Origin of the sequence: Kitasatospora sp. NPDC058406, from assembly GCF_042722765.1 — a bacterium.
GTDB lineage: Bacteria > Actinomycetota > Actinomycetes > Streptomycetales > Streptomycetaceae > Kitasatospora.
The window spans coordinates 1-13,758 of record NZ_JBHXKE010000014.1 but is presented as its reverse complement, the minus strand read 5'-3'; the positions used below and the strand labels follow the sequence as shown (position 1 = coordinate 13,758).

At 75.1% G+C, this 13,758-nt stretch carries 10 protein-coding genes; 5 read left to right on the top strand and 5 right to left on the bottom strand.

What is annotated here, in order from left to right; translation table 11 throughout:
• Positions 1-89 precede the first annotated feature (89 nt).
• Together ACFWOG_RS05010 and ACFWOG_RS05005 are read left to right on the top strand one after the other, a co-directional pair.
• Positions 90-3,257, top strand: a complete 3,168-nt coding sequence (locus tag ACFWOG_RS05010) for an SNF2-related protein (RefSeq protein WP_380354914.1) — start codon at positions 90-92, stop codon at positions 3,255-3,257.
• A 9-nt stretch (positions 3,258-3,266) separates the two neighbouring features.
• The gene (locus tag ACFWOG_RS05005) at positions 3,267-3,506 is read left to right on the top strand and encodes a hypothetical protein (RefSeq protein WP_380354911.1); all 240 of its coding nucleotides are present in this window, start codon (positions 3,267-3,269) and stop codon (positions 3,504-3,506) included.
• 70 nt (positions 3,507-3,576) lie between these two features.
• Here ACFWOG_RS05005 and sph read toward each other — a convergent pair whose 3' ends face one another.
• The 4 genes from sph to ACFWOG_RS04985 form a co-directional block, all read right to left on the bottom strand.
• Positions 3,577-4,617, bottom strand: a complete 1,041-nt coding sequence (gene sph, locus ACFWOG_RS05000; RefSeq protein WP_380354908.1) for a sphingomyelin phosphodiesterase — start codon at positions 4,615-4,617, stop codon at positions 3,577-3,579.
• Positions 4,618-4,689: 72 nt separating this feature from the next.
• Positions 4,690-6,786, bottom strand: a complete 2,097-nt coding sequence (locus tag ACFWOG_RS04995) for an MMPL family transporter (protein ID WP_380354905.1) — start codon at positions 6,784-6,786, stop codon at positions 4,690-4,692.
• A 93-nt stretch (positions 6,787-6,879) separates the two neighbouring features.
• Positions 6,880-8,037: a PQQ-binding-like beta-propeller repeat protein gene (locus tag ACFWOG_RS04990; protein WP_329950996.1), complete on the bottom strand. Its 1,158-nt coding sequence runs from the start codon at positions 8,035-8,037 to the stop codon at positions 6,880-6,882.
• Between the two features lie 79 nt (positions 8,038-8,116).
• Positions 8,117-9,100 (bottom strand): deoxyribonuclease IV, encoded by a 984-nt coding sequence (locus ACFWOG_RS04985; RefSeq protein WP_355405063.1) that lies wholly within the window; start codon positions 9,098-9,100, stop codon positions 8,117-8,119.
• A 189-nt stretch (positions 9,101-9,289) separates the two neighbouring features.
• Here ACFWOG_RS04985 and ACFWOG_RS04980 point away from each other — a divergent pair, with 189 nt between their 5' ends.
• The 3 genes from ACFWOG_RS04980 (at position 9,290) to ACFWOG_RS04970 (ending at position 13,362) form a co-directional block, all read left to right on the top strand.
• On the top strand, positions 9,290-10,606 hold the full coding sequence (locus ACFWOG_RS04980; protein ID WP_380354901.1) for a cytochrome P450: 1,317 nt from the start codon (positions 9,290-9,292) through the stop codon (positions 10,604-10,606).
• Positions 10,607-11,049: 443 nt separating this feature from the next.
• A complete protein-coding gene (locus tag ACFWOG_RS04975; RefSeq protein ID WP_380354898.1) occupies positions 11,050-12,147 on the top strand; it encodes a nitrous oxide reductase family maturation protein NosD in 1,098 nt (365 codons plus the stop codon).
• Between the two features lie 183 nt (positions 12,148-12,330).
• Positions 12,331-13,362 (top strand): methyltransferase, encoded by a 1,032-nt coding sequence (locus ACFWOG_RS04970; protein WP_329951000.1) that lies wholly within the window; start codon positions 12,331-12,333, stop codon positions 13,360-13,362.
• 109 nt (positions 13,363-13,471) lie between these two features.
• Here ACFWOG_RS04970 and ACFWOG_RS04965 read toward each other — a convergent pair.
• Positions 13,472-13,758 (bottom strand): sortase domain-bontaining protein (locus ACFWOG_RS04965; RefSeq protein WP_380354895.1); only part of this gene is annotated, 287 nt, incomplete at its 5' end.

Sequence of the window (13,758 nt, the reverse complement as noted above, 5' to 3'; positions counted from 1 at the left end):
TTGTCGGAGGGGCGGGCTAGGGTGGGAGGTCCGTCGTTCCCGTACGGTCCCGTACCCCCGCCGTCCCCTCCGAGAGGCTCCGTCCGCCGATGTACGCCCTGCACGCACTCTGGCGGGCCGACGGCCGGCTCGCGGTGTGGGTGGAGGACGCGGCGGCGTACCGGGGTGATCGCGGCCCCGTGGAGCGGGGCCGGGGCGGGCATCCGTTCGCGTGCGCGGCGGACGAGGTGGTCCGGCTGCTGGGCGGGGTCGGACCGGGGGTGGGGTGGCTGGCGGAGCAGGCGTCGGAGCGGTGGACCGGACTGCTGCTGCCCTCGCTCGCCGGGCGCCCGGTGCCGTCGCCGGACCTGCCGGTCGGTGCCGCGCCCCGGGGGATCGGGCTGGCCCCCTGGCGGGTGCCGACGCTGCTGTTCGACCCGGCGCAGGCGGCCCAGTTGCTCGGCGCCCTGCACGATCCGCACTGGCCGGGTGCGACCGTCCGGCTCCCGGACGGTACGTCGGCCGAGCTGGCGTACGGCGCGTCGGTGCGCTGGCTGGCGGCCGTCCACGACCTCGCCTGGCGGCTGGTCGGGCGGGGGCGGCTGGTGCCTGCGCCGGCCGAGGAGGCGGGGGAGTGGTACGCGCGCTGGCGACCCGCCCTGGACGCCCCGGCCCGCCGTGAGGCGACGGCGCTGGTCGCCGGGTGCCCGCCGGTCTGCCGGGCGGAGGACCACCGGGCCGGCGGCGCCGCCCCGACCGCGTCCGGGCCCGCCGGACCCACCCCGACCGCCGTGGCCGCTCCGACCACCCCGACCCCGACCCCGACCACGTCAGCCCCGACGGCCGCCGCCCTGCTCGCCGAGGTGCTGGGCACGCTCGTCGACCAGGAGGCCCGCGCCGCCCTGGCGGATCTCGACCCGCCCGCCGAACCGTTCCTCGCCGCGCTCCACTCGCCCGACGGCCGCCTGGGCGGACCGCCGCCCGACGGCCTGCCCGAGCGGCTGGCCGGCTGGCAGTCGGCCCGGCCGGCGGACGCTCCGGTCCGGCTCGGGTTCCGACTCGCCGAACCGCTCGGTCCCGATCCGGACGACCCCGACGGCGGGGCGGTCGCCGACGCCTGGCGGCTCGACCTGATGGTCCAGGCGGTGGAGCGGCCGTCGCTGGTGGTGCCGGCCGCCGCGCTGCGGCCGGGGTATCCGGACCCGGCCTACGAGGCGCTGGCCCGGCTGGTCCCCGACCCGGCCGAGGCGTTCCTCGCCGAGCTGGAGCGGGCCGCCCGGGTCCACCCGCCGTTGCGCGCCGTGCTGACGGGGCCGCTTCCGGCCGGGGCGGACCTCGACCGGGAGGGCGCGCTGCGCTTCCTGCGGGACGGCGCGCCCGCGCTCACCCTCGCCGGGTTCGGCGTGCTGCTCCCGGCCTGGTGGCAGCGGCGGCCCCGGCTCGGCCTGGTGCTCACCGCGGGTGCGCCCGGCGACGGGCCGGGCGCGGTCAAGCGGACGGCCCAGGTCGACCGGGACGCCGTGCTGGCCTTCCAGTGGCAGCTCGCCATCGGCGAACTGGGACTCACCGAGGAGGAGCTGGCCGAGCTCGCGGCCGCCCAGCAGGGTCTGGTCCGGCTGCGCGGTCGCTGGGTGGAGGTCGACGCGGCCCAACTCGCCGCCGCTGTGCGGTTCCTGGCCGAGCGGGGCAGCGGGGTCATGGCGGCGGCCGAGCTGGTGCGGCTGGCCGTGGACGACGGAGCGGTGGTCGACGGCCTGCCGGTGGCGGCCGTCCACGCCACCGGGCCGATCGGCGAGCTGCTGGCCGGGCGGCCGGGCGGGGCCGACCGGGTGCCGGTGCTGCCGGCCGGGTTCACCGGGACGCTCCGTCCGTACCAGCGGCGGGGACTGGCCTGGCTGGACGCGCTGGGCCGGCTGGGCCTCGGCGCCGTGCTGGCCGACGACATGGGTCTCGGCAAGACCGTGCAGACCCTGGCGCTGCTGGCCCTGGAGAAGGAACGCGGCGACACCGGGCCGGTCCTGCTGGTCTGCCCGATGACGATGGTCGGCACCTGGCAGCGGGAGGCCGCCCGGTTCACCCCGGGCCTGCGGGTGCACGTCCACCACGGCGCCGACCGGGCCGAGCCCGGGCCGGCCGCCGACCACGCCGATCTGGTGATCACCACGTACGGGCTGGTCCAGCGGGACACCGCCGAGCTGCGCCGGATCCCGTGGCGGAGGATCGTCGCGGACGAGGCGCAGCACATCAAGAACCGGTCCGCGCGGCAGTCCCGCGCGCTCCGGTCGCTCCGCTCGGGCCCGCGGATCGCGCTGACCGGCACGCCGGTGGAGAACCGGCTGGCCGACCTGCACGCGGTACTGGACTTCGCCAACCCGGGGCTGTTCGGTACCGCGGAGGGGTTCAAGGAGCGGTTCGCGATCCCGGTGGAGCAGGCGGGCAGCGCCGACGCCGCGGCGCGGCTGCGGCGGCTCGCCGGACCGTTCCTGCTGCGCCGCCGCAAGAGCGACCCGTCGATCGTCCAGGACCTGCCCGCCAAGCAGGAGTTCACCGTCCGGTGCGGTCTGACCGCCGAGCAGGCGGGCCTCTACCGGGCGGTGGTCGCCGACCTGCTGGAGCGGTTGGGCGGGCTGCGCGGGGTGGAGCGCAAGGGCGCGGTGCTGGCGGCGATCGGCCGGCTCAAGCAGGTGTGCAACCATCCGGCGCAGCTGCTGCACGACGGGACGGCGCTGGAGGGCCGGTCGGGCAAGGTGGAACGGCTGGTGGAGGTGCTGGAGGAGGCGCTGGCGGAGGGCGACCGGGCGTTGGTCTTCACCCAGTACGCGGAGTTCGGCGGCATGCTCCGGCCCTACCTGCGGCGGCGGTTGGGCGAGGAGGTGCTGTACCTGCACGGCGGGGTGCCGCGCGCGAGCCGGGACGAGCTGGTCGAACGGTTCCAGTCGCCGGGCGGGCCGCGGGTCTTCCTGCTCTCGCTGAAGGCCGGCGGCACCGGGCTCAACCTGACCGCCGCGAACCAGGTGATCCACCTGGACCGGTGGTGGAACCCGGCGGTCGAGGACCAGGCCACCGACCGCGCGCACCGGATCGGGCAGCGTCGGGTGGTGCAGGTCCGGCGGCTGCTCTGCGTCGGTACGGTCGAGGAGCGGATCGACGAACTGATCGCGGCCAAGCGGACGTTGGCCGACGCCGTGGTCGGTGACGGCGAGCAGTGGCTCGCCGAACTGCCCACCGAGCGGCTGCGTGAGCTGCTCACCCTGTCCGCCGACGTGATCGGGGAGTGATCCGCAGCCGTGTCCGAATCCGCACCGGGAGCCGCACCGGGATCCACGTCGGGATCCGCATCGGGGGAGCGTCCGCTTGCCGAGCTCCTCGACACCTTCTGGCAGGGGAGGGTGCCGCCCCCCGTCGACGACGGCCGCGAACCGGTCACCGCGCTGGACGAGTTGGGCCCGACGGGGATCACCGTGCGCGGCCGGCCGCTGGACGCCGCCCTGGCCGTCGCCTACCGGCGGTTCACCGGCGCGGGCTGAGCACGCGCCGGCCGCCCGGCGGGCCGGTACGGCGGGCCGCCGGGCGGGCCCGCCGTAGCGGCGGAGGTCGCTAGCCGGCCGTCACCGGGTAGTGGTCGGAGAGGTCCGTGTAGGTGTAGTTCTTGCCCCAACTGCTCACGGTCCAGGGCGAGCTGTGGAACCGGACCACCGTGTTGCCGTAGGTCGCCGGGCGCGCGTGGTCGGCGCGGTAGAGGACGTAGTCGAGGTCCTCGTTGGGCTCACCGGGGTAGCGGTAGGCGGCGATCGAGTTGTCGGCGGTGTCGAAGGAGTCGGCCCAGCCGGTGCGGGTGTCGGCGGGGGCGACGCCCGCGTTGGCGAGCAGCGAGGGGTACTCGGTGCCGTGCGAGTCGATGTTGAGGTCGCCGGCGAGGACGACCGGCTCGGCGGCCGGGATGTTCTTGGCGTCGACGAAGGACTTCATCGTCTTGAGCTGGGCCGCCCGGACGGCCGCCGGCTCGCCGGCGGAGCAGCCGGTGTCGGTGGACTGGAGGTGGGTGCCGATCACGTGCGTGCGCAGGCCGTTGACGTCGAGCACGGCGTAGACGAAGCCCTTGTTCGACCACCAGTCCGCCCCGCACGCGTCCTTGAACACGTACTGCTCCTTGCGGAGGATGGGCCACTTGCTGAGCAGCGTGACCCCGCCGTCCTCCGGGGTGCTGGAGCTGTAGCTGCCGGAGGTGGCGTCCCAGCCGCTGGTGGAGCGGCCGACGACGGGGGTGTGGTACGGGTACGCGGCCGACGCCTGGGCGACCAGCTGGTCGGAGGCGGCGTTGTCGAAGGCCTCCTGGAGGACGACCACGTCCTGGCCCTGGAAGAAGCCGGCGGCGGGGATGGCCTTGGCCCGGTGGTCCTGGCCCCAGTTGGGGTAGAGGTTCTTGCTCATCAGGAAGACGTTGTACGTCAGCACCTTGAGCGCCGGCACGGTGAGGACCGCCGCGGCCCCGGCGGTGGTGGCGGCCGGGGTGGACCCGGGGGCGGTGGTCGCCGCGCCGGCGCTCGGTGCGGCGGCGAGCGGGGCGAGCAGGGCGGCGGCGGCCGTGCAGGCCGCGGCGAGGCGCGCGCCCGGGCGGCGCGTGGAGGGAATTGGCATGACCGCAGTCAATGCGGGACGGGCCACGCCCGGCAAGACAGTGAACGATAACCATATGAACTCATCGGTAACTCAAAGCTGTCTGGCCAACTCCTCCTTGGGCGGAGGAACTTGCCTGGCCAACTTGCTCGGCCACCACATGTGTCGGTCCAGATCCATCGTCACCGCCGTCACCAGCACCGACCGCACCACCAGCGTGTCCAGCAGCACCCCCAGCGCCACCGCGAACCCGATCTCGGCGAACCCGACGACGGGCAGGGTGCCCAGCACCGCGAAGGTGCTCGCCAGGATCAGTCCGGCCGAGGTGATCACCCCACCGGTCGCCGCGAGCCCGGCCACCGCCCCCGCCCGGGTGCCGCGATGCGCGGACTCCTCCCGCACCCGGGTCATCAGGAAGATGTTGTAGTCGATCCCCAGTGCCACCAGGAAGACGAAGACGAACAGCGGGAACGCGTGGTCCACCCCTTCGAAGTGGAAGACGTGCTCGAAGAAGAACGCGCTGATCCCGAGTGCGGCCGCGTACGACAGCACGACCGTGGCGACCAGCACCAGCGGCGCCGTCAGCGCTCGCAGCAGCAGCGCCAGGATCACCAGCACCACGCCCAGCACGAGCGGGATGATCGCCCGGTTGTCGGCGGTCGCGGCCCGTCCGGCGTCCAGGATCACCGCCGTCGAGCCGCCCACCTTGGCGTCGGCGCCCGGCACGGCGTGGACGGCGTCCCGCACCCGGTCGACGGTCTTCTCGGCGGCGGGGCTGTCCGGCGGGTCGGCCAGCGTGGCCTGGAACAGCGCCTCCCCCTCGTGCGTCCTCGGCATCGAGGCGGACGCCACCCCGGCCGTCGCCAGTGTCGCCGCGCGGACCGCCTCGGCCTCCGCGGCCGTGCTGATGACGGTCAGCGGCGCACCCGTCCCGGCGGGGAAGTGCTGCTCCAGCACCTCCTGGCCGACCACCGAGTCCGGCTTGCCGGTGAAGGTGCCGGCCGTGCTCAGACCGGTGACGTTCAGTGAGACGAGGCCGACGCAGCAGGCCGCCAGCGCCAGCGAGGTGCCGATCCACACCTTGCGCGGACGCTGCCCGATCCACGCCCCCACGTGCGCCCAGCGGCCGGTCCGGGTCGGTTCCGGCGTCCCGAACGCGGGCTTGACCGGCCAGAACACCCAGCGTCCGACGATCACCAGCAGCGCCGGCAGCAGGGTCGTCATCGCGGCCAGCGCCACCACCACGCCGATCGCGCAGACCGGACCGAGGCCGCTGGTGGAGTTCATCTCGGCGATCAGCAGGCAGAGCATCGAGGCGACCACGGTGGCGGAGGACGCCAGGATCGCGGGCCCGGCCCGGTGCAGGGCGAACGCCATCGCCTCGTGCCGGTCCTCGTGACGGCGCAGCTCCTCCCGGTAGCGGGCGGTGAGCAGCAACGCGTAGTCCGTACCGGCGCCGAGCACCAGCACGATCAGGATGCCGGCGCTCTGCGCGTTGACGGTCAGTCCGCTGTGCTCGGCCAGCAGGTAGATCACCGCCTGCGAGACCACCAGCGCCCCGGCCGCCGAGAACAGCGGCAGCACCCAGAGGACCGGGCTGCGGTAGGTGAGCAGCAGCAGGATGATCACCACGCTGACGGTGGCCGCGAGCAGCGTGCTGTCGATGCCGGCGAAGGCTTCGGCCTGGTCCGCACCGATCCCGGCCGGGCCGGTGACGTGTGTGGTCATGCCGAGGCTGTCCGCGGCGGCCGTGTCCCGCAGGCTGTCCACCGCGGGGCGGAGGTCCTGCCAGCCGCCGGTGCCGATGTCGATCGGCACGATGGTCTGCAGGGCCTGACCGTCCGCCGACTCCACCGGCCCGACCACCTGGCCCAGCACGTGCGGGGTCGAGGCGAAGGCCGCCGCGTCCCGGGCCGCCTCGACCTTGTCGGCGGGGGTGATCCCGCCGGGGCGCTCGTAGACCACCACGGCCTGGGCGGTGTCCACCGGCTGGAACGCGCGCTGTTCGGTGAGCACCTGGGTGGACTCGGCGTTGCCGGGCAGCCAGCTGGAGGCCTGGTTGTCCTCGGCGTCCGTGAGCTTGCCCGCCAGCGGGCCCGCCACCACCAGCAGGACCAGCCACAGGGCCAGCACCACCCACTTGCTGCGGCGGCCGCAGGGCAGCGTGGCCAGTCTCCGGGACGGGCTCATCGGAAACTCCCAGCCTGTGAGGCGTCAGTCGTTCCAGCCTCCCACCGCCTCCGCTCCTCGGCAGCCCGGGTTACGCCACGGTCCGTCCGCGGGTCACGTCGGCGAGGCCGCCGCCGCGTAGACGCCGGTGCGGCTGCCGCGGTAGACGACCCCGTCGTGGGCGGCGAGTGACAGGTCGGTGTACTGGGTGCCGAAGGAGGACGGCTCGTCGCGCCACCGGAACCGCCCGGTGGCGAGGTCGAGCGCGTGGAGCCGGTCGTCGTTCAGCGCGACGTAGACCATGCCGTCGGCGACGGTCGTGCTGCTCGTGCCGGCGCCCAGGCCGGGCGGCACCTGCGCGGTCCAGCGGGTCTCCCCGGTGACGGCGTCCAGTGCGGTGACCTGGTCGCTCCGGCTCAGGCAGACCGTGCCGTCGGCGACCGAGGAGGGCGAGAGCAGCCAGTGGCCGAACCGCGCGCGCTGCCAGAGCACCCGGCCGGTCGCCGCGTCCAGCGCGAGGACGGACGGTGCCTGCTGGTCGGCGGTGGTGAGGTGGACGACGCCCTGGTGGACCACGGGCCTGCCGCCCAGCCCGCCGACGGCGCGCTGTTCCCAGCGCCGCTCGCCGCTGCTCGCGTCGACCGCCGTGATCCTCTCCTCGTCCCCGGCGAGGTAGACCGTGTCACCGGCGACGACGGGTGCGAACCCGCCCGCCGTCGTGGTGCTCCAGCGGTGGGCGCCGGTGGCGGTGTCGTAGGCGTGCAGCCGGTCGTCGTAGGTCGCGAAGACGCCGCCGTCCACCGCGGTGCCCCGGACCGAGGCGGACCCCGGACCCTCCGGTGCCTCCGGTGCCTCCGCGGTCCACCGGAGGGTCCCGGACGCGGCGTCCAGGGCCTGTACCTGGGAGTCGGTGGCCACGCAGACGAGTCCGTCACCGGCGGCGACGGGCCAGCCGTACGAGGGGTCGGCGGGCTTGCGGAAACCGATCGCGGTGCTCCAGCGCGCGGCCCCGGTCCGCAGGTCGAGGGCCTCGACCGTCCCGTCGAGGCCCGCGAGGTACAACGAGGACCGGGGGGACGGGGGCAGGGCGATCCGGCCGCCCGTGTGCGTCCGGCTCCACAGCCGGTGGCCGGTGTCGGCGTCGCGGCGCGCCCACCAGCCGGCTCCCCCGCCGACGGCGAGCGCGGCGGCGCCCCCGGCGGCGCTGAGCAGGAGACGCCGGCGGCCGAGCGGCCGGGGCACCGGGTCGATCCGTTGTTCGTTTGCGTTCACACCGAGGACGACCGTCTGCGGCCCCGGGCGGTTCCCCCCGTCGCGCACGGATTTCGCCGGGTATGCGGCACCCGGTGGATCAGACCGCCGGGACGGCCGCCCGGGCCCGCAGCTCCTTCAGGGCGGTGATGTCCAGCGCGTGGCCGGTGCCGTCGCCGCCGTGCTTGCGGTCCGGGGTCTCCACCACCAGCGGGACGCCCGCCGTCGCCGGGTGCTCGAACAGCTCCCGGAACGGCTCCGCGCCGATCCGGCCGGCCCCGATGTTGGCGTGCCGGTCCTTGCGCGCGCCGACCACGTCCTCCGAGTCGTTGGCGTGGATCAGCCGCAGCCGGCCCGGGCCGGCGGCCTCGACCAGGGCGTCCAGCGTCTCCCGGACCCCGCCCGGTACCGCCAGGTCGTGACCGGCGGCGAAGGCGTGGCAGGTGTCCAGGCACACTCCGACCCGGGGGTGGCCGTCCAGCGCGTCCACGTACGCGGCGAGGTCCTCCATCCGCGCGCAGAGCGAACTGCCCTGGCCCGCCGTCGGTTCCAGGAGCAGCCAGGGCGCGTCCTCGCCGAGCGCGTCCAGTTCGTCCAGCAGCGGGCGGACGTCCTCCCTGACCTGCGCCATCGCCTCGTCGCGCCGGGAGCCGCCGCCCGGTGCCGAGCCGACCGCGGAACCGGTGTGCAGCACCACGCCCAGCGCGCCGATCGCGTGCCCGCGCAGCAGCGAGTGGCGCAGCGAGGTGGCCGAGCGTTCCCGGGTCGCCGGATTGTCCGAGCCGAAGTTGATCAGGTACGGCGCGTGCACGTACGCCGGGATCGACTGTTCGGCGCAGGCGGCCCGGAACTCGGCGTCCTGGGCCGGGTTGCCCGGGGGAGTGGCCCAGCCGCGCGGGTTGGCCACGAACACCTGCACCGTCTCCGCGCCCACCCGCCGGGCGTACGCCAGGCCCGTCCCGGCCAGCCCTCGCGCGGCCACCGGCACATGGGCGCCGACCGGGTTGCGGCGGGCGCCGAACGGGGGGACGGCCCCCGCCGCGGGCTCGGCGGGTGCGACGGTCGTGGTGGTGGCGGTGTCCATGGCTCCGAGCATGTCACGCGGGCCGCCGGCGGTCCGATGCCGGGCTGTCGTCGTGCACGGACGGTCCCTCCGGGGACTGCCTCGTTCTTGCTCGATCGAGTGAATCGGAGCCGGGAAGCCGGACAGGCCGGTGCAGGGCCCGCCACTATCCGTGGGAGCAGCGAGAACCGAGGCCCGAGGGAGGCTCCCATGACCGTCACCGAGCCCGCCGAGTTTGCCGAGTCCACCCAGTCCACCGGGGCCACCGGGGCCGCCGGGCCGTTCGAGACGGTCGACCTGCGCGACGCGGAGCTGGTGCGCCGCCCGTTCGAGGTCTTCTCCCGGATCCGCGAACGGGCCCCGCTCGCCCGCGGCACCGTCCCGGGCGTCGACCCGGTCTGGATCGCCACCCGCTACGAGGACGTCCGCACCGTCCTGGGCGACCCGCGCTTCGTCAACGACGTCGCGAACGTGCCCGGTGCCACGCCCGCCCACCGCACCGAGCAGGTCTGGCGGGCCCGCGGCCTGCCCCCGGAGTGCGAGAGGTACCTGCGCGCCGGGGTGTTCGACGCGGACGGCGCCCGGCACCGCCGGCTGCGCGGGCTGGTCCACCCCTCGTTCACCGCCGGCACCGTCGGCCGGTTCCGCCCCCGGATCGAGCGGCTCGCGGAGGAGCACGCCCGTGCCCTGCGCGAGCACGCGGACGCCGACGGCACGGCCGACCTCGTCGCCCGTTTCGCCTACCCGCTGCCGGTCACCGTCATCTGCGAGCTGCTCGGCATCCCCGAGCCGGACCGGCCGCAGTGGCGCACCTGGAGCTCCTACCTCGGCCGGGGCGCCGGGGAGGGACTGGACGAGGCGCTGCGCGCGATGGTCGCCGCCGCCCGGGAGCTGATCGACCGTCGACGGACGGAGCCCGGCGACGACCTCGTCTCGCAGCTGGCCGCCGCCGAGGGTACGGCCCTGGACCCGGTCGAGACGGTCTCGCTGATCCTCAACCTGATCGTGGCCGGCCACGAGACCACCGCCACGCTGATCGGCAACGGGACGGCCGCGCTGCTCGCCCACCCCGAGCAGCTCGCCGGGCTCCGCGCCGATCTCTCCGGGCTGCCCGCCGCCGTCGACGAGCTGATGCGCTGGTGCGGTCCGACGCTCGGTGCGCTGCCCCGCTACGCCACGGAGGACCTCCGGCTGGCGGGCACGCTGATCCGCAAGGGCGAGGCCGTGATGCCGATCCTCGCCGGCGCCAACCACGACCCCCGGGTCTTCGCCGAACCCGAGCGGCTCGACCTCTGCCGGGCCGCCGCGCCGCACCACGAAGTCCACCTAGGATTCGGCCACGGCGCCCACCGCTGCATCGGCGCGGTACTCGCCCACGAGGAGGCGGTGGCCGCGTTCGGCGCCCTGCTGCGGATGTATCCGGAGCTGGCACTCGCCGTCGCCCCCACCGCGGTCGAACGGGGCCCCAACCCGGTCGCCTGGCACCTGGCGGCCCTGCCGGTCCGCCTCGGGACACCCGCCGGCTGACCCTTCGACCGCCGGGTCCGCTCCGGCTCCGCCCCCGCCCCTGCTCCGGCCCCGCCCCCGCCCCCGCTCCACCCCTCACCGGCGTGCCTCCGGCCCCGGGACCGCCGCCCCCTGCCGCCCGCCCCGCTCAGCCCGCTCGCCCCGCGCGCCCGACCGCACCCTGCGGCCGGGCGCGACGCCGTTCCCGGTCCGCTCCGGGCATCCGTCGCCTTCCCGCGGCGGCCCGCCGCCGTTCCGGCCCGCCGCCATTCCGGCCCGCCGCCCGCTCCGGCACGGCCCCGGTCCGACGCTCCGTCAGTCCGGCAGCCCAACCCTGGTGGCGGGGGCACCGGCGCGCACCTAGCGTCGGTTCGGCCGACACCCACCGGCCGTCATCCCCCGCCCACACCGCGTCACCGCGCCGGCGTCCCCCCGCGAGCGCGCCAGAAAGCAGGTCACCACTCATGCCCACGCGACGGGTCCACCACCTCGCCGCGGCCACCGCCGCCGCCACGACAGCCCTGACCACCGTCCTCACCGCCCTCGGTGCCGCCCCGGCCCAGGCCGCCGGGCCGTTGCACCTGGTCCGGCCCGGAGAATCGATTCAGCAGGCCGTCGACGCGGCCCTCCCCGGCGACACCGTCCAGCTGCTCCCCGGCGAGTACCGGGGCAGCGTCCGGATCGCCACCCCCGGTCTCACCCTGCGCGGCGCCGGCCCGGAGAGCGTGATCCTGCCCGCCGTCACCGCCCGGGCAGGAGTCCCCGAGACGGCTGCCGCCTGTGCGACCGCCGGGCACGGCCTCTGCGTGGTCGGCGCCGACGACCGGCCGCTCACGGGCGTCACCGTCGAGGCGCTCGCCGTCACGGGCTTCCGCAAGAACGGGATCAACGCCACCGGCACCGACGGCATGACCGTCCGCGCCACCCACGTCCACGACAACGGCCAGCAGGGCATCAGCCAGGAGAGGTCCACCCGGGGCGTGATCACCGCCAACGAGTCGACCCGCAACGGCCAGTCCGGTGTCTTCCTCGCGAACACCGTGGACAGCGAGGGCGGCGCCCTCTCCGCCGACGGCACGGTGGTGAGCGGCAACCTGCTCGCCGACAACCGGATCGGGGTCACCGTCCGCCGCCTGCGCGACCTGAGCGTCGAGCAGAACGAGATCCACGGCAACTGCGGCGGCGTCTTCGTCGTCGGCGACGAAGGGGTGCCCCGGGCCGGCGCGCTCACCGTCACCCGCAACCGGGTCGTCGCGAACAACCGCTACTGCCCGCCGAACCCCCGCCTGGACCACATCCAGGGGGCCGGGATCGTGCTGACCGGCGCCGAGGAGACCACGGTGACGGAGAACCAGGTCCGCGACAACGTCGGGGCCTCGCCGTTCTCCGGCGGCATCGTGCTCGTCCACAGCGTGGTCGGCGTGGCCAACGCCCGCAACACCGTGGCCGACAACCTCGTCGTCGGCAACGGCCCGGCCGACCTCGCCGACCGCGACACCGGCACCGACAACGCCTTCGCCCGCAACCACTGCGCGGTCTCCGAGCCGGCCGGCCACTGCTGATCCGGCCGGACCGGCCCCGCCGCCCGCGCACCGCCCGCACACCGCCCGACCCCACCCGCCGCGCCTCCGGCCCCGGTTCCCCTCCGGCCCCGGAGGCGCGGCGGGCACCCCGAAGACCCTCGTTCGCCCCCGTCAGAGACCGCAGCAACCCGCAGAACCCTGCAGAAAGCAGAGAGACGGCACATGACCACCGCACCCGCCACCACCCCGCAGGCCGCCATGCGCCTGCGGGAGCTCGTCTTCGGCGCCGCCTGCGCCGCCGCCGTCCGCGCGGCCGCCCGGCTCGGCGTCGCCGACGCGCTCGGCGACACGCCCACCACCGTCACCGACCTCGCCGCCGAGCTGGGCACCGAACCCGGGCAGCTGCGCCGTCTGCTGCGCGCCCTCACCTGCTACGGCATCTTCGAGGAGGCGGGCGGCGACCGCTTCGAGCACACCGAGATGTCCCGCCTGCTGCGCGAGGACGCCCCCAACAGCCTCCGCTACATCTCCCTCTGGTGCACCGAGCCGTGGACCTGGGAGGCCTGGCCGAAGCTCGACGAGGCGGTGCGCTCCGGCCGCAACGTCTTCCCCGAGCTGTTCGGCAAGGAGTTCTTCGACTACCTCCACAGCGACGCCGGGGACTCCGCGAAGGTCTTCGACAAGGCGATGACCACCTCCAGCCGGCAGTCGGCCGCCGACTTCGCCGCGTACCTCGACCTCACCGGGATCGACTCGGTGGTCGACATCGGCGGCGGCCAGGGCCACGTCCTGGCCAGCCTGCTGGAGAAGCACCCGACCCTGCACGGGACCCTGCTGGACCTGCCCAAGGTGGTCGCCGGCGCCGACCCCCGGCTGCGGGACGGCGGCGCCTTCGCCGGGCGGGCCCGGCTGGTGCCGGGCGACTGCCGGGAGGCCATTCCGGTCCACGCCGACCTCTACATCATCAAGAACATCCTGGAGTGGGACGACGAGAGCACCCGCCGCACGCTGGCCAACGTGGTCGCGGCGGCCACGCCGGGTGCGCGCGTCGTGGTGGTCGAGAACCTGGTCGACGACAGCCCGTCGATGCGGTTCACCACCGCCATGGACCTCCTGCTGATGCTCAACGTCGGCGGTGCGAAGCACTCCGAGGCGAGCCTGGTCCGGCTGATGGAGGAGGCCGGCCTGTCCGTCGCGGAGGTCCGCCCGGTCAACCCCTACCTGCACGCCTTCGAGGCCACCGTCCGCGGCTGACCGCCGCTCCGGTCCGCGCGACGACGGCGACCGTCGGCTCCCTCCTCGGAGAAGGGGCCGGCGGTCGCCGTCCTCGCCGCACCCGGGCCGAAGGCCCGGGCCCTAAGGCTCAGGCCTTGCGCGAGGACTCCAGGTGCGCGAAGACCACCACGTTGTCCAGGTAGTCGCGGCGCTTCTTGTCGTACACGCCGCCACAGGTGATCAGCCGCAGCTGGGCGTCCGGCGTCTTCCCGTACACCTTCTGGTCGGGGAAGGCGTCCTTGGCGAAGGTCTCGACCGAGTCCACCGAGAAGACGGCGATCGTGCCGTCGGCCCGCTGGACCTCGACCTTGTGACCCGGCATCAGCAGGCTGAGCAGCAGGAAGACGGCGGGCCCCTTGGTGGTGTCCACGTGCC